General features: G+C 45.3%; 21 protein-coding genes. 12 read left to right on the top strand and 9 right to left on the bottom strand.

Annotation, left to right across the window (positions count from 1 at the left end; translation table 11 throughout):
* Nucleotides 1-78: 78 nt before the first annotated feature.
* Nucleotides 79-1,203: an acyl-CoA desaturase gene (locus EDI28_RS23305; RefSeq protein ID WP_128786280.1), complete on the bottom strand. Its 1,125-nt coding sequence runs from the start codon at nucleotides 1,201-1,203 to the stop codon at nucleotides 79-81.
* 219 nt (nucleotides 1,204-1,422) lie between these two features.
* On the opposite strand from EDI28_RS23305, the gene EDI28_RS23300 reads away from it, so the two are divergent.
* A complete protein-coding gene (locus EDI28_RS23300; protein WP_128786279.1) occupies nucleotides 1,423-2,091 on the top strand; it encodes a cupin domain-containing protein in 669 nt (222 codons plus the stop codon).
* Here the strand turns inward: EDI28_RS23300 and EDI28_RS23295 are convergent.
* Nucleotides 2,088-2,570: a hypothetical protein gene (locus EDI28_RS23295; protein WP_128786278.1), complete on the bottom strand. Its 483-nt coding sequence runs from the start codon at nucleotides 2,568-2,570 to the stop codon at nucleotides 2,088-2,090. The two genes, EDI28_RS23300 and EDI28_RS23295, sit on opposite strands and share 4 nt — an antisense overlap.
* A gap of 69 nt (nucleotides 2,571-2,639) precedes the next feature.
* Nucleotides 2,640-3,056, bottom strand: a complete 417-nt coding sequence (locus tag EDI28_RS23290) for a hypothetical protein (protein ID WP_128786277.1) — start codon at nucleotides 3,054-3,056, stop codon at nucleotides 2,640-2,642.
* 157 nt (nucleotides 3,057-3,213) lie between these two features.
* On the opposite strand from EDI28_RS23290, the gene msrP reads away from it, so the two are divergent.
* The 6 genes from msrP (at nucleotide 3,214) to EDI28_RS23260 (ending at nucleotide 9,818) form a co-directional block, all read left to right on the top strand.
* Complete coding sequence (msrP, locus tag EDI28_RS23285) at nucleotides 3,214-4,230, top strand: protein-methionine-sulfoxide reductase catalytic subunit MsrP (protein ID WP_128786276.1); 1,017 nt, start codon at nucleotides 3,214-3,216, stop codon at nucleotides 4,228-4,230.
* Between the two features lie 13 nt (nucleotides 4,231-4,243).
* Nucleotides 4,244-4,879 carry a protein-methionine-sulfoxide reductase heme-binding subunit MsrQ gene (msrQ, locus tag EDI28_RS23280; RefSeq protein WP_128786275.1) on the top strand — a complete coding sequence of 212 codons (636 nt, stop codon included), beginning with the start codon at nucleotides 4,244-4,246 and terminating at the stop codon, nucleotides 4,877-4,879.
* 197 nt (nucleotides 4,880-5,076) lie between these two features.
* Nucleotides 5,077-5,703: a hypothetical protein gene (locus EDI28_RS23275; RefSeq protein WP_128786274.1), complete on the top strand. Its 627-nt coding sequence runs from the start codon at nucleotides 5,077-5,079 to the stop codon at nucleotides 5,701-5,703.
* A 105-nt stretch (nucleotides 5,704-5,808) separates the two neighbouring features.
* Nucleotides 5,809-7,140, top strand: coding sequence for an MATE family efflux transporter (locus tag EDI28_RS23270; RefSeq protein ID WP_128786273.1), 1,332 nt, complete (start codon nucleotides 5,809-5,811; stop codon nucleotides 7,138-7,140).
* Nucleotides 7,141-7,344: 204 nt separating this feature from the next.
* Nucleotides 7,345-8,751 (top strand): amidohydrolase, encoded by a 1,407-nt coding sequence (locus tag EDI28_RS23265; protein WP_128786272.1) that lies wholly within the window; start codon nucleotides 7,345-7,347, stop codon nucleotides 8,749-8,751.
* A 161-nt stretch (nucleotides 8,752-8,912) separates the two neighbouring features.
* A complete protein-coding gene (locus EDI28_RS23260; protein ID WP_128786271.1) occupies nucleotides 8,913-9,818 on the top strand; it encodes a DMT family transporter in 906 nt (301 codons plus the stop codon).
* A 99-nt stretch (nucleotides 9,819-9,917) separates the two neighbouring features.
* Here EDI28_RS23260 and EDI28_RS23255 read toward each other — a convergent pair whose 3' ends face one another.
* The 4 genes from EDI28_RS23255 to EDI28_RS23240 form a co-directional block, all read right to left on the bottom strand.
* The gene (locus EDI28_RS23255) at nucleotides 9,918-10,757 is read right to left on the bottom strand and encodes a 2OG-Fe(II) oxygenase family protein (protein WP_128786270.1); all 840 of its coding nucleotides are present in this window, start codon (nucleotides 10,755-10,757) and stop codon (nucleotides 9,918-9,920) included.
* Between the two features lie 284 nt (nucleotides 10,758-11,041).
* Complete coding sequence (locus EDI28_RS23250) at nucleotides 11,042-11,494, bottom strand: NfeD family protein (protein WP_128786269.1); 453 nt, start codon at nucleotides 11,492-11,494, stop codon at nucleotides 11,042-11,044.
* Nucleotides 11,491-12,435: an SPFH domain-containing protein gene (locus EDI28_RS23245; RefSeq protein ID WP_128786322.1), complete on the bottom strand. Its 945-nt coding sequence runs from the start codon at nucleotides 12,433-12,435 to the stop codon at nucleotides 11,491-11,493. The genes EDI28_RS23250 and EDI28_RS23245 overlap by 4 nt, the downstream gene beginning before the upstream one ends.
* A 246-nt stretch (nucleotides 12,436-12,681) precedes the next feature.
* Nucleotides 12,682-14,388, bottom strand: coding sequence for a methyl-accepting chemotaxis protein (locus tag EDI28_RS23240; protein ID WP_233353495.1), 1,707 nt, complete (start codon nucleotides 14,386-14,388; stop codon nucleotides 12,682-12,684).
* 351 nt (nucleotides 14,389-14,739) lie between these two features.
* Here EDI28_RS23240 and EDI28_RS23235 point away from each other — a divergent pair, with 351 nt between their 5' ends.
* The 5 genes from EDI28_RS23235 (at nucleotide 14,740) to EDI28_RS27040 (ending at nucleotide 20,174) form a co-directional block, all read left to right on the top strand.
* Nucleotides 14,740-16,302 carry a methyl-accepting chemotaxis protein gene (locus EDI28_RS23235; RefSeq protein ID WP_128786268.1) on the top strand — a complete coding sequence of 521 codons (1,563 nt, stop codon included), beginning with the start codon at nucleotides 14,740-14,742 and terminating at the stop codon, nucleotides 16,300-16,302.
* A gap of 164 nt (nucleotides 16,303-16,466) precedes the next feature.
* Nucleotides 16,467-18,392, top strand: coding sequence for a RecQ family ATP-dependent DNA helicase (locus tag EDI28_RS23230; RefSeq protein ID WP_128786267.1), 1,926 nt, complete (start codon nucleotides 16,467-16,469; stop codon nucleotides 18,390-18,392).
* Nucleotides 18,393-18,842: 450 nt separating this feature from the next.
* Nucleotides 18,843-19,214 (top strand): hypothetical protein, encoded by a 372-nt coding sequence (locus EDI28_RS23225; protein WP_128786266.1) that lies wholly within the window; start codon nucleotides 18,843-18,845, stop codon nucleotides 19,212-19,214.
* 132 nt (nucleotides 19,215-19,346) lie between these two features.
* Nucleotides 19,347-19,646 (top strand): DUF406 family protein, encoded by a 300-nt coding sequence (locus EDI28_RS23220; RefSeq protein WP_128786265.1) that lies wholly within the window; start codon nucleotides 19,347-19,349, stop codon nucleotides 19,644-19,646.
* 363 nt (nucleotides 19,647-20,009) lie between these two features.
* Nucleotides 20,010-20,174, top strand: coding sequence for a hypothetical protein (locus EDI28_RS27040; protein ID WP_164918614.1), 165 nt, complete (start codon nucleotides 20,010-20,012; stop codon nucleotides 20,172-20,174).
* Nucleotides 20,175-20,272: 98 nt separating this feature from the next.
* On the opposite strand, the gene EDI28_RS23215 is transcribed toward EDI28_RS27040, so the two are convergent.
* Complete coding sequence (locus EDI28_RS23215; protein WP_128786264.1) at nucleotides 20,273-20,560, bottom strand: DUF1496 domain-containing protein; 288 nt, start codon at nucleotides 20,558-20,560, stop codon at nucleotides 20,273-20,275.
* 131 nt (nucleotides 20,561-20,691) lie between these two features.
* Nucleotides 20,692-21,150 carry a hypothetical protein gene (locus EDI28_RS23210; RefSeq protein ID WP_199287483.1) on the bottom strand — a complete coding sequence of 153 codons (459 nt, stop codon included), beginning with the start codon at nucleotides 21,148-21,150 and terminating at the stop codon, nucleotides 20,692-20,694.
* Nucleotides 21,151-21,287: the final 137 nt, after the last annotated feature.

The following is a 21,287-nucleotide window of genomic DNA, read 5'->3' as shown; positions in this document are numbered from 1 at the left end:
TGAACGCTACGTCATCATTACGTCAAATAAAAAAGGCGGGGTAATCGCTTACCCCGCCTTGTATTGATCAGTTACCCTCTAGGCATACTGTGCTGTTACCATCTTCCATGACTTCCGTTGCTCATCCAGCAGGCGTTTCATCTCGGCATACTGCTGAACAAACTCAAAGCTTTCATAATGCTTAACCAAGCGCTTCTTCTTGAGCTCTATCATTCGCTTCTGGGCTGAATAGTAATCGGAAATTTTCAGCATTAGAGCTTCGTATTCACCTTCAAGCAGTTCTAGACACACTGTGCTATTTGGTGCAGTTGCCAGCTTAGCCTGTAGCCGCTTGAGCACCATCGTTGCTCTTGCTTTCTCAATCCTGTCTTCCGGACTGGTCCGTAGGTTCTTGGCTGCCCCCAACCATGAGCACGACTTAATCAGCCACTTGGTAGGATCGAACTGCCACCAGCGAATACCATTGCGGTAGTCATTTTCGAAAATATGGTGATAGTTGTGGTAGCCCTCGCCAAACGTCAGGAACGCAAGGAAACCATTGTCCCGGGCGGTATTTTTATCAGTGTAAGGCTGGCTACCCCATATATGGGCCAGAGAGTTAATAAAGAATGTTGTGTGATGGCTTAGCACCAAACGTACTATACCCACTAACAACAACGCCCCCCAAATATCACCGTGGATCAACCCAAACAGTAGCGGGAAACCAAAATTAGTAGCAACAGCCAGCAATACGTAATGTTTATGCTGCCACATGACAATTTTATCTTTCTGAAGATCGCGGCAATTTGAATAATCACTATAACGAGATGCCTGATGCTCTCTTAGCATCCAGCCTATATGGCTATAGAAAAAGCCCATTTTGGCGGAATACGGATCTTTGTCATTATTATCAACATGACGATGATGAACACGATGATCTGATGACCAATGCAAAACGCTATTCTGCAGGGCAAAAGCTCCGCCTACGGCAAAAACAATGCGCATCACTGCATTGGCCTCATAAGCTTTATGTGACCATAAACGGTGATATCCGGCTGTGATAGACAAACCGCAATAGCTAAACGCCACTAGCAGCAAGGCGACTTGCGCCCAGTCAAAGCCGATATAATAGGCGTAAATAGGGGTTCCAAATGCGGCAATTGCGAATGTTACTGAAAAAATAACCACATTTAGCCAAATAATTGGTGGTTTGTTGGTCGTCATCCTATAACCTTAAAATAATTCAGCGTACACACGTAAGCTAGAATAATCAGCGGTTTCTTTTAGGTCAATGAGAAATCGCAACTTTTGTAAAAAAATATCACAACAGCAATACATCAGAGCAACCACTCGTTACATCATCACTCAGCCTCTGAGAGTAATTCCGTTTCATAAGCTAGTTAGGGTATAAACTAACAATGAGCGGCTCTGGAGATAAACACTATGAACCCACTATCTTCATTCAATATGGATCGGCATCAACGCGTTGTGGTTGATACCGCGGAACAGCAATGGCTAGCCTCTCCGTCCCCCGGAGTCTGGCGGATTCCACTGGAACGAGAAGCGGCTGAAAGCGGCCAGGTAACCAGTTTGGTTCGCTACGATCCTAGCACCCACTTTTCTGCTCACTTTCACCCCAACGGAGAAGAAATATTCGTCATCGATGGTATTTTCCAGGATGAATATGGCAGCTATCCCGCAGGCACCTACATCCGTAATCCACCGGGATCTTGTCACTCCCCCGGCAGTAACAGCGGCTGCCTACTATATGTCAAACTCAATATGTTTCCAGAAAACGACTCAGATGTGTTTCGTCTAGATACGCACAACGCGGTTTGGCAGCCCGGGATTGATAGCAGGTTATCTACCTTGCCCTTGCACGGTTATGGTAAAGAACAGACGGTTCTATTGAAATGGCAGCCCGATTCTTCATTTTCTCTTCATCAGCATGATGGTGGCGAGGAAACCTTTATTGTTTCGGGCGGTTTTTATGATGAGCTAGGAAAGTATGAGAAAGGAACTTGGATCCGAAGTCCGGCAGGTAGCTCCCATCAACCAGCGACGACAAACGGCTGTCTAATGCTAATGAAAACCGGACATTTACCGGCTTAATCCAAAAATTGGATACCAACAGCATCGAACCTTGCGCCAGTACACTGGTAGTTTGCACTTCCCTGCCGATAATACTCTGCAGGCATGCGGTCGAGCATACCGGCCGCCTTCAGCCTTTGAAACTCGTCCCGAGTTAAAATGGTGTATTCAAGATTATTATCGAGCAGACATTGGATTGCATCAAGGCTCAGCTCATCATCTCTCACCAAGACTTTGAGTTTACCGATTAGCACCGCAAGCGGCAGACGAAGCTCACGTACCAGTTGCTTTCTATTTGTTATCTGGCTGGCTGCTTTGGAACGAACGCCATGATCGAAAATTTGTTCCCAGTCAGCCTTTCCCTGTCGGGTAACCAACTGGTGCCGATAACAATAATAGCCTTCAAAAAACGGCCTGAGATAGTGAAACCGTTCAGCGTATACTTCCAGGTAAATATGCTGAAGCTCTAACTGAGCGTGAAATTGATTTAAGTCACTCATGATGAATACGATGCTAGGGGGAAACGTAGCAGTTTATACCACAGAAAAACTACTACGTTCAGCAACACCCTATAAATCGAACCTAATCCCGACGATCCCTTCTAGCTCCAGGCTGGAATCACTCTGCACGTACCAAGTCATGCCACCTTCAGCATATAAATGGAAATAGTCATAAGGAACCAATAGCCCGGCTCCGGCTCTTGGTCCCCACTCATGCTTGTCATCATCCACCCACTGAATGCCAGTGAAGGTATAAAACGGTGAGTACAAGGTTCCCTGGCTTAAGTCACTCACTTTCCAGATAGCATCAGCTGTCAGGCTGAGTGTATCTAAGCCCATTGAAAACTGTAGTTCTTCTCGGTATTTCACGGTTACACCTGAACTCGGGCTACCTATAAACACGCCAGCTGCCAATGGTGAGCCCGCAGCTGTGGCCTGAATCGGTAACGCCAATAGTGAAGAAATTAAAACCGCTTTTTTATACATCCCTAATCCCTGAACAAAGGTGTTTCATTTGTGCCGCGAAACATAACCTCTTCTTCCATAAAATCAAAGAATAATCTTATGAAATTTAATTCTGCTTTGTCAGGTCTACTTATCCATCAATCAATTATTATTATTCAAATTCTGCAAAAGGAAGATTATGCTTATCAAAAAAACACCCCGTTGGGCACTCAAGGAAAGCGATGCCACACCGGAATCGGTTTATCATAACCGTCGTGATATCTTGAAAAAACTTGGCATCACCCTTGTTGGGATGCCACTTGCCTCTCAGGCCAATGCCGGCTTGTTTGATGCCTTTACCGGTAAAGATAAACCGGCGGTTAAAGACAGCCGCCGTCAGTTGGTGACAAAGCCATCGCAATACTCAGATAGCAAGCTTTCACTCACGCCAGAAAGCAAAATACTGCAGTACAATAATTTTTACGAATTCGGTACCGACAAATCGGATCCTGCCGTCCGTGCTGCCAACTTCCAGACAAACCCATGGACAGTACAGATTGACGGGCTAGTTCACCGCCCTACTACATTGGGCTATGAAGATATTTTCAGCAAATTCACGCTAGAAGAAAGAATCTACCGATTACGCTGCGTTGAAGCCTGGTCAATGAACATTCCCTGGATTGGTTTTCCGCTGGCAGAATTACTGAAAAAAGCCAATCCGATGAGCAAGGCAAAATATGTTGCATTTGAAACCCTACATGATCCCAAACGCATGCCGGGACAAGCATCCCGCAGGCTTGGTGGAGGGATTGACTATCCCTATGTCGAAGGACTTCGAATCGATGAGGCAATGAATCCGCTGGCACTGATTTCAGTCGGCCTTTATGGCAAGACGCTGGCACCTCAGAATGGCGCACCGCTGCGTTTGGTTGTGCCATGGAAATATGGCTTTAAAAGTATCAAATCGATTGTGCGTATTACGCTTACTGACAAAGAGCCACCAACGACATGGAACCGTCTTGCCTCCAATGAGTACGGTTTCTATGCCAATGTAAACCCGCAAGTCGATCATCCACGCTGGAGCCAGGGCAGCGAACGATTTATTGGTGAAGGAAGCCTCTTTAGCAGTCGCCGTCAGCCGACGACAATGTTTAATGGCTATGCCAATGAAGTGGCCGGATTGTACAAGGGAATGGACTTAAGAAAGCAATTTTAAGGAGCCAATGCCAATGAAGATCATGCCTCGACATATCACAGGCCTTAAAGCCGTTATTCACCTGATCAGTTTAAGCTTCCTGGCTTTGATGACTTATCAGACACTAACGGGAGGACTTGGTGCGGATCCTGTCGAAGGGCTAAGCCACTTTACCGGCAAGGCAGCACTAAATACCTTGATGATCACCTTGCTGATCTCCCCGATCGCCCGTCGATTCAAACTCGGGCAACTGGTTAAAGTTCGCCGCCTGGTTGGACTGTACAGTTTCTTTTGGGCAGCCATACACTTGCTGGTATACCTGGCTTTGGATCTCGGATTCGACGCGTCACTGCTGGCGAGTGAAATAGCGACCCGGCCTTATTTAACTGTTGGCGCCTTGAGCTGGGTAATCTTGCTTGTACTAGCAATAACATCGACGCAAGGCATCCAACGGCGACTCGGCCACCGGTGGCAAAAATTACACAATTGGGTCTACCTTGCGTTACTGTTGGCACCGATACATTACTATTGGTCGGTTAAATCCGGTATTACCGAGCCTGTTCTATATCTAGCAACTGCGCTGATATTACTGTCCTTTCGTCACAAAATATTAAGGCGCTGGCTACCAGTGCTTTCAAGCTTCAGTCGTACCCCATCAACACGCTCTTAACGTCAATCCTGTCATTAAGATCAAAGAAGTCGCTTTCAAGTGCCTTCTTTGATCACTAAACGCTTGAAAAACCATAAATGAAAGCACTTTTTTCTGATACGATGGAGGCCTGTGATAGTTAGTATTATCAGCCTGGACTTTCATCAATCATCATTCCGGGCTGAGCGAGTAATTTTGTGTAATGGGGCTTAGCGTTTTTGGTCAGTGATCTTCTTTCAGTCAGTATTCATCAGTTCAAAGCTGACTGCTTGCAATTATGCGAGCAACATTATCCAACGGTACATAACCGGGGAATGCGTGGAAACCACTTAGGCAAAACCTTATGCCGCCGGATTTTATCGACGCTAAAACAAGCGGATATACCCGCAGAACTCCACCAAGGCCATCATGATGATGCGCTTGAACAACCAATCTTCCGTATCGAGACACCCAGCTTTACGCTATGGATCATTGCTCATCACCTTGTCAGTGCCAACCTCGCCCGACGTGAGGCGCTCGTTCAATCCGTAAATACCGCCTGTCAGCAGATTGATGAAGAAAAGCAGCATCATTTGCTGATTGTTTCCGATCATTGGTTTGATCGCAGTAAAGCCAGCAAAGAAATTCCGGCATGGTGGCTTGGTCAGTTGCCGACAAACACAAGCGATTATCTCGCTGATGGTATCCGCCTGCAGGAGTGTGCAGAAACTCTGCCCGAATGTCTGCAGCAAAAATACCTTTTATCCGAAGGACAACATCAGATCCACCACCCGCTTAAACGTAATGGCGGTGATAAAATCGTTCACAGATATATTCTCCTCACGGCTTACTATCAAATCCGATAACAAACCATAAACACAATAAAGTGATCGCTTCGATAACCCATGTAGCATTGCATCCTTTACTATAGCGGCACGTTCATTGTTATATTTTGTTGAATAAGACGCTACATGACAGCATCCAGTACGGCTTCACACTTATCGCTACGGAATGATTCAATCTTCCGTCTTTTTATTCGCTATACCATGCCCACCATTGCTGCCATGTTAGTTACCGGCATTTATGTCGCTATCGACGGCATGTTCGTCGGCCATTTCATTGGCGAGAACGGCCTAGCCGGAATCATGCTCGGCTACCCTGTCGGGTCAATACTTTATGCTGTAGGTGCATTGATAGGAATGGGAGCATCAGCCTTAGTCTCCATTCGGCTCGGTGAAGGACACACCGGCAAAACAAGAACGATCGTCGGTAATGCGTTGTCTCTCAGCCTGCTTTCGGCATTGGTGATCAGTAGCATCGGCATCGCCTATAGCGAGACTTTACTGATCTGGCTGGGGGCCGATGGTGAAATCCTGCAGATGGCCTCGGATTATCTGTTCTGGTATTTCGCCCTAGGGGCTTTTCCTGTCATCTCTATGGCATTCTCATCACTATTGCGTAACGACGGGCAACCAAACCGCGTAACGCTGATCATGATTTTCGGCGGCGTGCTCAATGTCGTACTCGACTGGCTGTTTATCGTTGTATTCCCATTTGAACTCACGGGCGCCGCAATCGCGACCATGCTCTCCCAGGCGGCAACCAGTTTGTTATGCCTACAGCATTTCTTCGGCCCTAGAACCGAACTACGGATCCACTGGGATACACTAAAGCTAAAATGGGATGCGGTAACTCAGATCTTCCGCCTGGGTTTCTCCAGCCTGTTGATGTATCTCTATCTGTCAGTAGTACTCACCCTGCACAATAAGGCTTTCCTTATGGTCGGTGATGCCCTTCATGTTGCTGCTTACGGTATCGTCAGCTACACCGAAGCATTTTTCTACCTGATCTTTGAAGGCATTGCTTTGGGTATCCAACCAATCACCAGCTATAACACTGGCGCCGGGCAAACCGAACGTGTCATCAAGGTACGTAACCTGGCTTTTGCGGTGACTTTACTGGTAGCCCTTTCCGGTGTCGCGATGCTGTACAGTTTCCCGGAATATGTGGTGTACCTGTTTGCCGGCGATAACCCCACTCTTCAGCCTGAAGCTGTAAACGGAATGCGACTCTATTTCTGGGGCCTACCAATGGAAGGATTACTACTTGTCGGTGCAACCTATTTCCAATCAATCAATCGCGCCAAAGAAGCATCGCTACTGACAGGAGGCAAGCTGATCCTTATCACGCTGTTTATCTTCACACTAGCCGAGTTCGCAGGTGTCAATGGTGTATGGATTGCTTTACCACTATGCAGTTCTGTTCTCACTACCTGGATGTTTTTTGCCTTGCGCCGGACATAATCAGATCCACGAAGTTGCATAGAAAGCCCCCAGGCAAACGTTTAACAGCGCCAAATGGCGCTGTTTTATTACACAAAGCAAAATATGAACCCTTTTAAAAGGTGATTCTAATCACATTTGCGTCGGGAATTATGCAATACTGATTTTCAAGGCATGATCTGAGAGTATCATCTGCATATCGTTATCGTATTTTGGTAGTCATCGATGTTTAAAAAAACACTTCTTGCCGTTTCTTTAGCAGCAACCTCCATCGCCAGCACATCTGCTTTCGCTCTCGAAAAAGTCGATTTGCTCATTAAGAATGCTACTGTCCTGACAATGGATCAGGAAAAAACAGTTTTCGACAACGGTTTGGTCGCAGTTAAAGAAAATAAAATCTTCTCCGTTACCGACGGTTCCGATGTCAAAGATTACTTGGCCGCAAAAATCATTGATGCCAATGGCGATATCGTGATGCCCGGGCTAATCAATACCCACACTCATGTTTCGATGACTGTCTTCCGTTCAATGGCAGACGATGTGCCAGACCGCCTGCACCGTTATATTTTCCCGCTTGAGAAAAAACTGGTTTCCCGTGACATGGTGCGTATCGGTGCTCAGTTGGGGAACGTTGAAATGCTCAAGGGCGGGGTCACAACCTATGCCGATATGTATTATTTCGAAGATGAAGTGGCCAAAACAGTTGATCAAATTGGCATGCGTGCAGTATTGGGGGAAACCGTTATCAAGTTCCCGGTTGCCGATGCTGCCAATGCCGACGAAGGCATTAAGTACGCGCTGGACTTTATAAAGCAATATAAAGACCACCCACGTATTACCCCAGCTTTCGCCCCGCATGCTCCGTATACCAACACCACTGAAACTCTGCAGAAAGTCACCAAGCTGTCGTTAGAACACGATGTACCGGTGATGATCCACCTTGCTGAATCAGAGCGTGAGAACCAAGTTATCGCTGAGCGTAGCGGCGGCAAAACACCTGTTGGATATATGGCTGATATCGGAGCACTAACGCCAAACCTTGTTGGTGCCCATGTGATCAATGTTGACGACAACGATATTGCCCTGCTGAAAAAGCATGATGTCGGTATTGCGCACAATATGAGTGCCAATATCAAATCTGCCAAGGGAGTTTCACCAGCACTGAAAATGTTCGACAATGGCCTTCGCATCGGTTTGGGTACAGACGGCCCGATGTCAGGCAACACCATCAGTACCATCGATGAATTTAACCAAGTGGCCAAAGTGCACAAACTGGTGAACAAAGATCGCGCAGCCATGCCACCAATGAAAGTGATTGAAATGGCCACTATTGGTGCAGCCCGAGCACTGCATATGGAAGATACGATTGGCTCGCTGGAAACAGGCAAGCTGGCGGATATCATCATCATCGATACGACTGCACCAAACATGGTTCCAGTCTACAACCCGTATTCTGCACTGGTTTACTCGGCTTATGCGACCAACGTAAAACACACAATCGTTGACGGAAAAGTATTGATGGAAGACCGTAATATGCTAACGGTCGATGAAGATGCGATTCGCGAAGAAGCGTTGAAGTTTGCCGACAAAGTCCGCAAGACTGTGGTAGAAAGCGGCGAAGTTGTTCAGTAACCATGATTTGATTAACAGACATACCTAGCTTACTAGCAACTCAATAAAAATCAGGGTGATTCCTATATCACCCTGTTTTTTTTCATATAAAGTATCAAGTTCTTCATCTATAAACGTGCTCTATGATAAAGTGCGACCAACTTCAACTAATTGCCTTCACTATGTCTAACACGTTTGGCTCCATCATTCCTCTTGGCGTTCGCTATATGATGCTCTCTGCACTCGGCTTCGCCCTTATGACCGCTTGCGTAAAATACGTCAGTAACTATGGTATTCCTGTCTTTGAAATTGTTGCGGCAAGGGCTTTTGTATCCCTTATCATCAGCTACTTAGATGTGAAGCGAAAAAAAATATCGGTGTGGGGAAATAATAAACCACTACTGTTTGCTCGAGGTGCGGTCGGCACTCTGGCATTAATGTGCGTCTACTATGCGGTCACAACCCTGCCTTTGGCTGAAGCGACAATTCTTCAATACGTTCATCCCGTCTTTACTGCATTATTGGCCGTGCTCTTCCTAAAAGAAAAAGTCCAATTTTCAACCGCCATCTGCATCGCTATGAGCTTGTTGGGCTTGTTTGTGATGGTCAATCCAGCAGCGGTTGAAGGAGCCACTTCTGAATTGCCGATGTTCAGCGTAATGGTAGCGATCATCGGTGCACTGGGTAGTTCTATTGCATACGTGATCGTTCGTAAGCTAAGTCAAACGGAAGATAGCTCTGTTATTATCTTCTACTTCCCTCTAGTGGCTCTGCCTTTGTCGCTTCTATTAATTGGCGATGATCTTGTTATACCTGATTTGTATTTAACTGGCCTGCTGGTGTTAGTCGGGATATTTACACAAGTCGGACAAATTGGTTTAACCAAAGCAATGCAAAGCCAAGCCGCTGGTAAAGCATCAGCATATTCATATGTTCAGATTATTTTCTCTGCAATACTGGGAGTTGTGATCTTTAATGAAGCACCATCGGTTTGGACTTATTTGGGTGGTATGTTGATTGTGTCAGGCGCACTTATCAATGTGTTTGGCCAGCGATTAAGAAATCCATTGTCACCGCTAAGATCATGAAATTAAGTAATAGATCGGAATAATAGCTCCCTGTTTACAAAGAAAACAAGCAAAAACGCCAGTCATAAATGACTGGCGTCGGACTATTAGTCGCTAGGTTTAAATAACACCCAGCTCTTTAAGACGTTCCATCAAATAACTATTGGCGGTGTGGCGTTCAGATAAAACCACCTCCGGTTTTGGGTGCAAGAACAACGGCAGCGAAATACGTGCCTTTGACTTGTCTGTTCCTTCAGGGTTAACCACTCGGTGAGTCGTTGACGGGAAGTAACCACCTGACGCTTCCTGAAGCATGTCACCAATGTTAATGATCAAGTTACCGAAGTCACATGGTACATCCAGCCAATCACCCTCTTTAGACTTCACTTGCAAACCTGGTTCATTCGCCGCAGGCAAAACAGTAAGCAAGTTAATGTCTTCATGCGCACCAGCGCGTATTGCACCCAGTTCTTCATCCCCTTTCAGAGGCGGATAGTGCAGAACTCGCAACAGAGTCTGTGAGCTACTCTCAATCATGCTTGAAAGTGGCTGTGAATAACGCTTAGAAACATCTTCAGGCGAGTGCTTTTCTACCCATGACAGCAGTTCTGCCGCTAGCTTATTCGCTTCTTCATAATAATTCTGAAGTTCAGCTTTCAATGCTTCCGGGCACTGTCCCCAAGGGTAATAGTGGAAGTACTCTTTAATATCCTTCTTGGTGTGTCCTTTTGCAATTTCAGAGACTTCTGAAGGGAAAAAACCATCTTGGGTTTCGACATTAAAATGGAAGTCTTTTTTCTCGTCACTGTTAAAAAAAGCGTTCCAGTTTTCATAAATTGAACTGACCAATTTCTGCTGAATTGGATGATTTTTCAGGACACCAAAGCCGGTATTGCGCAATGACTCAACAAATAGCTCTTCGGCGTTCTCGGCGGTATAATCGACTGCTTCCAATTTCATAGTACTTCTTCTTCTGGCTGACTGGTTGTTATTGACTTAATTCTTGTTTTTATCGGATTTCACATGTACTTCATGAGCAATGAAATCGTTATTATTAATGCGGATTCTATTGGTTAAGCTGACTTGTAACAAGTTCGAAACATGCGCGATATGGAAACACTGAATTCACACACATCAACAATAACGATTGCCCAACCGTTTGCGCAGCATTTCATTCGGCTATTTAAAAACCTCATATACAAAAAAAGGCCGTGCAATGCACAGCCCCAGTTTCGTTCAAACTCTTATTGTTTGGCTTGAACAATCAGTGTGATACCTTCTACAGCGATAACTTCAACCAAGGTTCCCGCTTCAAGCGGTTTATCGGTTCTTGCCAGCCATGATGTATCTCCCAACCGAATGCGCCCTTGAGTCACAGGGAGCGGCTGATCCAAAATGCACGTTTGCCCGATCATCTGCTCGGTTCGTTGGTTGAGTGTCCGGCCTTGATCCGCAGCACGATCTTTCTTGTGCTGATACCGCCACCATAACCAGGTAGAAAAAAGCGAGAACACCGCAAACGTCAGCCATTGCAGTGACCAGCTCATCGGTATAGCAGATAATATTGCACCAACTAGTAAAGCAGATAAGCCCAGCCACAACAGATACCCGGCGGTACCCAGTAACTCAAGTAGCAGTAGCACCAAACCAAATGCTATCCAATGCCAAAAGTTCATTTGCTCTAACAGCGTTATCATGCCTTTGTTCCTTTACTTCCCGCTTCAGGCTGCTTTGACTGGTTAAGTAACTCAGCAATGCCCGTCAACGATCCCATCAGCCCTGTTGCTTCCAGTGGCAACATAATAACTTTACCATTTTCAGCCTGGCCTATGGATTTGAGTGCTTCGGTATAACCTTGCGCAATAAAATAATTGACCGCCTGTAAGTCACCCTGAGCAATAGCATCCGATACCATTGTGGTTGCACGAGCTTCTGCTTCTGCTGCACGTTCACGAGCTTCCGCCTGAAGGATTGCTGCCTGCTTGTCCCCTTCCGCACGTAAAATTTCTGATTGTTTATGACCTTCGGCGCGTAAAATCTCAGCCTGACGTACCCCTTCAGCCTCCAGCACCTCAGCTCGCTTGTTACGTTCGGCTTTCATCTGCGCATTCATTGCCTCAGTCAGATCGGCTGGCGGCTGAACATCACGAATTTCGATTCGGGTAACTTTCACTCCCCAAGGGTTGGTTGCCTGATCGACAATCGTCAGCAACTGACTATTAATCCTGTCACGCTGCGACAGCATTGCATCTAGCTCCATTGATCCCAGTACAGTACGAATGTTGGTTAGGGTTAGGTTACGGATCGCATGTTCAAGATCGTTAACCTCGTACGCAGCTTTCGCCGCATCGACAACCTGAACAAAGCAAACAGCATCAATAGTCACATTAGCATTATCAAGTGAAATGACCTCCTGAGCAGGGATATCAAGCACTCTCTCCATCATATTGATCTTATTGCCAACTTTATCAACAAAAGGAACAATAAGGTTTAACCCCGGTCGAAGTGTTTTGGTATAACGGCCAAACCGCTCGACGGTCCACTCGTTCCCCTGTGCAACGGTTTTTACTCCGGAAGCAATAAACACAATCGCAACAACAATAAATATTCCTACGGTTACTAACGTATCATATGGCATTTCTGGCATGACTAGCTCCTTAACAAACAACGTTCAGTTACCTGCAGAATATCTTAAGCCATTGATACTTCATAGCTATTTAATTAATAATTATATTTTAGCAATTGACAATAATCTTTATTAGGAGGTAAAGAAAACTTGCAGAAGAGACCAATTATTTATGCTTACCAGCATAAAATTATTTCAGTAGGGCAATAAGCAAAACATCCGCCTAAGCGGATGTTCTATCGATACAACAAATCAGCTTTAGGTGCGGAACTGACTTACTAATTCTTCTAACTGACTGCACTGTTTAGTCAGCATATCAAATCCCTGCTCCGTGGTTTTCACCTTGCCGACCATTTGTTGGCTCATTGAGGCAATTTCCTGCACATTGCGATTAATACTGTCGCTCACATGGCTTTGTTGTGTTGCTGCCGTAGCAATCTGCAAATTCATCTCATTAATGACGTTAATAGACTGACTGATAGCATCAATCGAGTCGTTTGCAGTATTGGCTTGTTGAACCGTATAAGTACTGCTTTCACTGCTCGATTCCATTGCCTGTACAGCTGCTCTTGCACCTTGTTGTAGTCGTTCGATCATCACCTGAATTTCGCCTGTACTATCTTGTGTCTTGCTGGCAAGCGTTCGAACTTCATCAGCAACAACCGCAAAACCACGTCCCTGCTCACCCGCCCGGGCAGCTTCAATCGCAGCATTCAACGCCAATAGATTCGTTTGATCTGCTATCCCTCGGATAACATCAAGAATAGAGGCAATGTTGCCTACATCACGCTCTAGGTGGCTAATGACAACACTTGAAGACTCAATTTCATCCGCGAGTTTATGAATTGATATAACGGTATCGCTAAGCATATCGCGTGCTGTTTCAGATTCAGTACTTGCACTCTGCGTGGCCTGAGCCGCTTCATTAGCGTGCTGGGTGACGGTGTCGCTTGTCGCACTCATTTCATTCACAGCTGTTGCAGCTTGCGTACTTTCTTGCTGCTGACTGGCGGCATTGGCAACCACCCCCTGGGTTTCTTGCTGTATACGGGCTGTTTCTGCCTGAACAGCCTGAAGAGTGAGCGCAACTTCAATGATCATGATATGGATCCTAGAGACAAACTCATTAAATGAGTTGGCCAGCATCCCTATTTCATCTTTGCTATCTTCTTGCAAGCGCTGAGTGAGATCACCATGCCCGACAGCAATGTCATTCATTGCTAGCGATAAGCGCTTTAACGGAGCACTAACCAAACCTGATACCAACCAGGCAATCAGCATTGAGAGGATAATAACAGCAACAATACCACCTTCAATGATGATGGTGATCAGTTTCGAATTAGCGACAAGTTGAAGTTTCAATTCGACCTGAGCCGCTTGAATTTCACTGCGGATCTCCAGTAGTGAGGAACGCAGGACACTGAAATCATTTTCAATCTGCACACGATTATCTTTGTAGTACATTCCGGCCTGACCAGATTGTTCAATCATGGTTTGATAATGAATTAGCCATTTTGTGTAGCCCGTATTTAATTTCTGTAATGTCAGTTCACTTTCGGTACCAAGAAAACCCTTTTCAATCAGCGCCTGAGGTGATTTCAAGCGAGTCGTTGCTTTTGCACTGTCATCGAGAAAAACGTCGGTAAGTCGGCGCAACTGCTCTGGGTCACCTTCCGATAGAATCACCCCTTGCCCAGCTGTTATAACCTGATAAAGGTCTCGATACCCGTCTTCCAATTGTTCGAGCACTGGCTGGATTTCATCGGTTAGAATTTTACTGGCATCAGCTTGATCTTTTGAAACAAATACGACGGTCGCGAATAGCCCACAGAACAGTGCAACCACAAGCATTATTGGTGTAATGAACTTCCAACGAAAAGAGAGATTTCTGAACCACAACATTGTTATTCCTGACTTATTCAAAGCAGTCTGATCACGTACAGCAACCATACCGATCATGGTCATATGCAACCACTTTTTTACATGCAAATTCATAGTCTTATTGACAAAATAGGAGTCACCACACTTCTTTCTCGTTAAAAATAAAGAGATGGGTAAAAAATGACTCATATGAAAACGTGCCGTAAAAACAGTTAGTGAGCTGTAAATAAAAAGGTTGTTAATAAAACTCAAGCCAACCAAACAGGCACAAAGCCATCACATCGACAGATAAATAGTCAACAACTCAACACAAACAACCTCAGTTGGCAAAAAAACATTAATATATTGATACGTAGTGTCATATTATGTTTTCATTAGCCGGATTTATAACAAGGTACCCCTAAATAAGTACCGTGCATTTCAGGTCTAATTAGAATGTCAGCTAGCAACATTTTTTCAAATCCCAACGAAATTACATTTCCTGAAGGTGAACAGCTCGTTTCAACGACCAACCTGAAAGGAGTGATCACCTACTGCAATCCCTCTTTCTGCAGAGTTGCAGGCTATAGCGAGCAGGAGCTCATTGGCCAGAACCATAACATCATCCGACACCCTGATATGCCTAAAGCTGCTTTTGCCGATTTATGGGCCTGTTTGCACAATGGCAAAGCATGGCGAGGTATTGTCAAGAACCAAGCAAAGGGTGGCGACTATTACTGGGTAGACGCCTATGTCACCCCTATGTATGAAAATGGCCAAGTTACGGGCTATCAATCTGTGCGTGTTAAACCTAAATCGCAGTGGGTTCAAATCGCGACCAAGGCTTATAAACAACTACTAACAGCGGAACAACGTGGTCGAAAAGCGGCGTTTTCTCTTCCGGGCTCCTTTAAGTATTGCGCTCTGGCTGCTTCTTGTGTTTTGCCAGCAGCAAGCCTACTCAATGAAGGGATTAGCCTGCAAAATGCCCTGCTCTTTACACCGCTGGCAGTGATTGGCCTGTTGTTTCGACAGGAGTTATTCGAGACCCCGTTGCGGCTTAAAGAATTACAGCAACGATACGACAGCGTCAGCCGACTCATTTTTTCTGGTAATGATAAATTTTCCGTTGCCGATTACCGTATTAAAATGGCCTCTGCTCGTATTCGAACAGTCTTGGGACGAATGACTGATTCGGCAGCTCCGCTTCACGATTTGGCCGATCAGCTTAGTGATTCGGCAAGCCGGGTTAACCAGGCTATCTCAACTCAAAACACCAATATTCATCACGTTGCCAACGCAATGAATGGCATTGCAGATTCAGCCCGATCTGTTGCATCACACGCCAGTGACAGCAATACGCTATTGGATGAAACCCGGCTCCATTGTGGTCAAACCCGAGAGCAGCTCGATTCGACCCAAAGTAGCCTGCATACTTTATCGGCACAGGCCGAACAGGCAACGGCTGCCACCCACCAGCTCGGAAGCGAAGCCAGTAAAGTGAGTACCGTCATGTCCGAAATCAGCGGCATTGCCGAGCAAACAAACCTGCTGGCACTTAACGCGGCCATCGAGGCAGCACGTGCAGGCGAGCATGGCCGGGGTTTTGCTGTTGTCGCGGACGAGGTACGTGCCCTGTCATCTCGGACCCAAACAGCAACCGAACAGATCCAAAACAGCATCGAGCAAATGATGGCCACAATTAATGACTGGCAGGCCGTGATTGAAAACAACCGCGATAAAACCAACGAGTGTGTCGACATCGCCGCCAAAAGTGCTCAGTGCCTTGAACAGGTAGAGCAAAACATGCAGGCAATCAGTCAACTCATCGGTCAGGTTTCCTCATCTGCTTCTGAACAGGAACACTTGTCTGAACAGACTAGCCAACACATTCATGTAATTGCCGAAGCATCTCAGCAAAACCTCAATGAAGTCGAGCAAGTTGAACAAAGCAGTGCAACGCTTAAAAACAGAGTCGATGATTTCCATCACCTTGCGGCACGCTTCGAGGAAAAATAACCATCTTTGCTGCCACAACTCAGTTTGGCTCGTTGAGGCAGCAGAACTTTTCATCACAGCAAGATCCCCACCAATAATTCAGCTTTTTTAACTTGCCCGGCTACTGTCCAACTCTCAGGTACGTTATTATCGCTATTCAATTGTGCTAAGAGTTATCTTTACCCATGTACCAGCAAACACTGAAAAACTACTTTGGCTTCGATAGCCTTCGTCCGGGACAAGAAGACGTCATCACGAAAATATTACATGGTGAGTCAGCATGTGCAATTTTCCCGACCGGATCTGGAAAGTCATTGTGTTATCAGTTACCTGCGATCCAGTTGCCACACCTGACACTGGTCATCTCGCCCTTGCTGGCACTGATGAAAGATCAGCTCGATTTTCTACATAGCAAAAATATTCCCGCGGCTTCAATTGACTCAAGCCAAAGCTGGGACGAGAGCCAGCAAGTGATGCAGGGGGTAAGAAACGGTGACATAAAGGTGCTGATGATTTCAGTAGAAAGGCTCAACAACGAGCGCTTTCGCCATTTTATCTCTCAGGTGCCGATTTCATTACTGGTCGTTGACGAAGCGCACTGTATCTCCGAGTGGGGTCACAACTTTCGCCCCGACTATCTAAAACTACCCAGTCATCGCCTATGGCTGAATATTCCCCAGGTATTGCTCCTTACCGCAACGGCAACCCCCGCAGTCATTGAAGATATGGGTCAAAAGTTTGCTATAGATAAGCAGAATATTGTGGTGACCGGCTTTTATCGCCACAACCTCGATTTGGCTATCGCCCCGACGGAAGAAGATAATAAACAGCAGGCCTTACTGAACCAGCTGGAACAAGATTCCAGCCTTCCGACAATTGTGTATGTCACATTGCAGAAAACTGCCGAGCACTTGGCCAGCTGGCTTAACCAACAGGGATACCAAACTCAGGCCTACCATGCAGGTATGGACTCAGAGCACAGACAGCAGATCCAGCAGGCTTTCATGGCTGGCAACCATCGCTGCATCATAGCAACCATCGCCTTTGGAATGGGGATTGATAAATCCGATATCCGGCGTGTTATTCACTATGACTTGCCCAAGTCGATTGAAAACTATAGTCAGGAGATTGGCCGTGCAGGGCGTGATGGGCTAGCATCTCATTGTACTGTTCTTGCCAATAAGTCCGGTCTGAATGTGCTCGAAAACTTTGTCTATGGCGATACCCCCGATCAGGAAGCAATCGAAGCTGTTCTCAGTCAGATCCAAGCCAGTCCGGGGCAGTGGGAAATCATGCTTTCTCGCTTGTCGAAAGACAGTAACATTCGTTTGCTGCCACTGAAAACGCTGCTCGTCTATCTAGAAATGCACCAGATCATCGAGCCACAGTACACCTATTTTGCAGATTATCGCTTCAAGCTCCTCAAAGATCAGCAGTTTATCACAGAGCAATTTCAGGGTGAGCGCCGAGAGTTTGTCAGCCAAATTTTCGCCTGCTCCCCCAAAGCACGAACCTGGTATACCGTTGATTTCGAGGCGCTATGGCAAAGCAACCAGACAGAACGAAAACGTGTAGTCGCTGCTATCGATTATTTTAGTGAAAAGGGCTGGATCGAGCTTGAAAGTAAGCAGATGACGGACGTTTACCGAGTTAAAAACGCTCAATTTAATCTCCAGGAACAAGCTGGAAGCCTCTATGACTTATTCCGAAAAAAAGAAAATAGCGAGATTGAACGTATTACACGCATGCTGAACTTCTTTGAAAGCAGCCAATGCCTAAGCCACACCCTCGCTAGCTATTTCGCTGATACCAATGCACCGGAGCAATGCGGACACTGCTCTGTCTGTCGCGGGCATACTGCAACACTACCGGGCAACCTACAGTTATCTGATATTTCGGATAACGCACTTAAAGCATGGTGCGATCCTTTTATCACGGCATGCCCTTCACAGCCTTCTACAGCAGCGGTAACACGATTCTTATGCGGAATGACATCACCTCTGAACACTAAAATAAAAGCTCGACAGATGAATGGATTCGCCAAACTTGAATCATACCCTTTCCGACAAACCCAAACCTTGGTTGCCGGTATTTACCCACACTTAGTGTAAATCCGTCATCAAGCTTATACCTGTCGCCGACCCTGCTCTATCAGGCTCGGCGAAACAAACCGCCATCAACTGGTTGCTTTACAAGCAGGAATAGCCACCCAATGCTCGAATGAACGATCACTCTCACATATTTTGCTCCATTTCGAAAATAACAATGTCACATTGTGTACATTTAGCCGAGTTCTGGCTTATATTCCGTTGCACAGGCTGTTTCTTGCATCCAATGCAGGCTGGCTCCGGTATTCACCTAGACCGTCTCTCCACCCCAGATGGTGATCAAGAGAAAAGAGAGCGCAGATACTCTGGCTGGAAACGCGCCGTAGCAAGTTCTAGAGGTTGGATCGAACACTAACAACCCCGTTATTCTAGCCCATCATATTGAAAATGACGGGCTTTTTGGGTTTAAATACTAGTCACTTACCAGTGAGAAATTGAACATAGGACACCAATATGGATAAGAGAAGAAAAATCGCAGTAACCATTGCCCAAACAACGCTATGCAGCTGTATATTAATTTCTTGTTTCTTCTCTACCCACTCTACGGTGGTCATACTCAGTTCACTTTCTGCATTAGCAAGCCTAGTAACGTTGAAGTTGCTAGGTACTTTTCGTCGTCATCACTTAACAATGCTAACTATCGCCGAATCAAACGAGCGATCTTTTCTCATTGAAATGAAAAAGCGGGTCAAAAGCGGCAAGCCATTTAATGATGAACTAATTAACCTCTGCGACACGGCTACCGGAGAAGCTGAGGCTAAGTATAAGATCATCCATGGATTCAGCAGGCCTTTTGAAAAGTCTTCCCGCAAGGTAACTAACTGAAGCCAAGCATTTACTTTATGGCGATTAGGTACGAACAAGACTACAAACATACTTTTCACCATTAATAATTAGCGATCTTGGTCACGAAGTTTTAAAATGCCCCCATAAATCCATGGGAATAAAGAGAAAGTCATGTCAAACGAAGATCTAGAGTACCAAGCTTGTGAAGCCTGTGGTGTATCCGCAGAAATGGGCTTTATCATCAAAGAAGGTGATGATGTTGCTGAAGTACGCGTTTATGCCGATGGTAAAGACGCTCTAGAAACCGAGCTGAAGAACTACCTCGCACTAGCAGCCCAAGTAAATGCCAACTATAAGCATGAAGTAACAGAGCTTGCTGAAGACAGCAAGGAGCTTGTTGCCCGAATTCAATTTGAATGCAGTGCCGAAAAGCTTATTTTTGAATTAAAGAGCCGTTCACTGGCAAAATAGTGCTTAATGAAAAGCCTCGCTTGAGTAGCAGTAAGCTTACCTAAGCAAATGTAATTTTCATACAAAATACTAAATTCGAACAAAAGCCAATTCCAATATGGAATTGGCTTTTTTTATTACTGTATCAAAATAAATTTTCACCTGAACCGCTCAATTTCTGACAATTAAGGATAGTTAAGCGATTAACTGGTCAGATATGCAAAGTTATGCTTTTGTCAGTAGTATAAAACAATGCGCACATGGATACTTTAAGCGCATTTATTACTGGTAATACTGTTCATTTTGTATGAAAATGACAGCATATTATGAATCAGATGGCACATATCGTTATTTATAATGTTATGAAAGAAAAGGAATAGTTCGATGAATAGTAATAAAGCTAAAGTGATTGCTAACTGGAAGCCTACCAACTCTCGTGAATCAGCTGCAATGAAAGAGCTGCTAATGCAGGAGATGGGCGCAACAACAGATCACCATAAAGGTGGAACAGGAAAGCTAGCGCCAAATTCAGGTCGCATGGTTCGATAATAAAATGATTCGATAATATAACAGCCCCCCCTGCTGTTATTTAAGCGCAGTGTTAGTAATAACACTGCGCTTTTCTAAGCGTAATATGGGAAGGCTCTCTAAGGTGCTTTTTTCTCAACTTTGTGCCATTTCAGGCGTCCGTTAGATTCAAAGTCATTTTCGGCCTTACACTCCAACACAATATTTTCAACTACGAGAATTGAACCCAACGAGTAATCTTTGCCGTCATATAAGCATACCCGGTTACTCAATGATCTCGGCTGTATGGTAATGTCGGGATTATGCTTTATTGTAATTTCTTTGGCCAAAGCATTGACTGAGAATGCAGCCGCTACAAGTAATAGTGACAATATGGGCATCTTTTTACTTAGACCTTTGAATTTCATAGCTCCTCCTGTGGCAATTGTAATCCCCCTCCAACCTTTCTGGAAAGCTCATTACCTATATTGCTACAAGGCGACGCAGGTAGGAATTACTTAACTCCCAGTTTGGCATTTGGGTTGATAATAATCGGGAATCACTTATCACGGTTACGCCATAAGTCAAACAAGACCGATGCCATTATCATATAGGCTGATGCCAAAACAATCTGCCCGATCCGTCCGTAAAAGCTAACTTCAATTAACTTACTATCTGACGAAATTGTACCGCCTAGAACCACCAGCATTGCCGACATAATCCCGGCCCAAACGGGTGCTTTTTCTGGTTGTTGATATATCTTTGCACCAACAACAAGGCTAACCAATGTCATCAACGCCAGCAAAAAAAGAAACTCTGGGGTGGTGACCAGAAGCTCATACATTACCAAGGCAAGCAGCCCCCCTAGCCCATTGGTCAATAAGAGAAACACACTGATCTTTATACTTTTCACCGCGGTTATCTGTAGTGACAATATACCGATAAAAACCATCGTCAAAATAGCGCCATTTATCTGAAAGTAATAGAAATAAACAATAACGGGATAGTGAAGTGGCATAGTTAATTTGGCCACCTGATTAGAGGTGATATCATCACCTCACAACTGAACAGGTGACACAATGACCAAACGTACCAGAAGAACATATAGCCCTGAGTTTAAGCTTGAAGCTGCTCAACTTGTCCTTGACCAAAATT

The sequence above is a fragment of the Photobacterium chitinilyticum genome (assembly GCF_004104355.1).
In the GTDB taxonomy this organism is placed as follows: Bacteria; Pseudomonadota; Gammaproteobacteria; order Enterobacterales; family Vibrionaceae; genus Photobacterium; species Photobacterium chitinilyticum.
The sequence above is the reverse complement of the archived record's forward strand: the minus strand, read 5'-3'. Positions and strand labels throughout refer to the sequence as shown.

What these genes read in the sequence shown, in the direction of transcription:
- EDI28_RS23305 (WP_128786280.1), bottom strand. Translation starts at nt 1,203, where the DNA reads ATGACGACCAACAAACCACCAATTATTTGGCTAAATGTGGTTATTTTT.
- EDI28_RS23300 (WP_128786279.1), top strand. Translation starts at nt 1,423, where the DNA reads ATGAACCCACTATCTTCATTCAATATGGATCGGCATCAACGCGTTGTG.
- EDI28_RS23295 (WP_128786278.1), bottom strand. Translation starts at nt 2,570, where the DNA reads ATGAGTGACTTAAATCAATTTCACGCTCAGTTAGAGCTTCAGCATATT.
- EDI28_RS23290 (WP_128786277.1), bottom strand. Translation starts at nt 3,056, where the DNA reads ATGTATAAAAAAGCGGTTTTAATTTCTTCACTATTGGCGTTACCGATT.
- msrP (WP_128786276.1), top strand. Translation starts at nt 3,214, where the DNA reads ATGCTTATCAAAAAAACACCCCGTTGGGCACTCAAGGAAAGCGATGCC.
- msrQ (WP_128786275.1), top strand. Translation starts at nt 4,244, where the DNA reads ATGAAGATCATGCCTCGACATATCACAGGCCTTAAAGCCGTTATTCAC.
- EDI28_RS23270 (WP_128786273.1), top strand. Translation starts at nt 5,809, where the DNA reads ATGACAGCATCCAGTACGGCTTCACACTTATCGCTACGGAATGATTCA.
- EDI28_RS23265 (WP_128786272.1), top strand. Translation starts at nt 7,345, where the DNA reads ATGTTTAAAAAAACACTTCTTGCCGTTTCTTTAGCAGCAACCTCCATC.
- EDI28_RS23260 (WP_128786271.1), top strand. Translation starts at nt 8,913, where the DNA reads ATGTCTAACACGTTTGGCTCCATCATTCCTCTTGGCGTTCGCTATATG.
- EDI28_RS23255 (WP_128786270.1), bottom strand. Translation starts at nt 10,757, where the DNA reads ATGAAATTGGAAGCAGTCGATTATACCGCCGAGAACGCCGAAGAGCTA.
- EDI28_RS23250 (WP_128786269.1), bottom strand. Translation starts at nt 11,494, where the DNA reads ATGATAACGCTGTTAGAGCAAATGAACTTTTGGCATTGGATAGCATTT.
- EDI28_RS23245 (WP_128786322.1), bottom strand. Translation starts at nt 12,435, where the DNA reads ATGCCATATGATACGTTAGTAACCGTAGGAATATTTATTGTTGTTGCG.
- EDI28_RS23240 (WP_233353495.1), bottom strand. Translation starts at nt 14,388, where the DNA reads ATGACCATGATCGGTATGGTTGCTGTACGTGATCAGACTGCTTTGAAT.
- EDI28_RS23235 (WP_128786268.1), top strand. Translation starts at nt 14,740, where the DNA reads ATGTCAGCTAGCAACATTTTTTCAAATCCCAACGAAATTACATTTCCT.
- EDI28_RS23230 (WP_128786267.1), top strand. Translation starts at nt 16,467, where the DNA reads ATGTACCAGCAAACACTGAAAAACTACTTTGGCTTCGATAGCCTTCGT.
- EDI28_RS23225 (WP_128786266.1), top strand. Translation starts at nt 18,843, where the DNA reads ATGGATAAGAGAAGAAAAATCGCAGTAACCATTGCCCAAACAACGCTA.
- EDI28_RS23220 (WP_128786265.1), top strand. Translation starts at nt 19,347, where the DNA reads ATGTCAAACGAAGATCTAGAGTACCAAGCTTGTGAAGCCTGTGGTGTA.
- EDI28_RS27040 (WP_164918614.1), top strand. Translation starts at nt 20,010, where the DNA reads ATGAATAGTAATAAAGCTAAAGTGATTGCTAACTGGAAGCCTACCAAC.
- EDI28_RS23215 (WP_128786264.1), bottom strand. Translation starts at nt 20,560, where the DNA reads ATGAAATTCAAAGGTCTAAGTAAAAAGATGCCCATATTGTCACTATTA.
- EDI28_RS23210 (WP_199287483.1), bottom strand. Translation starts at nt 21,150, where the DNA reads ATGCCACTTCACTATCCCGTTATTGTTTATTTCTATTACTTTCAGATA.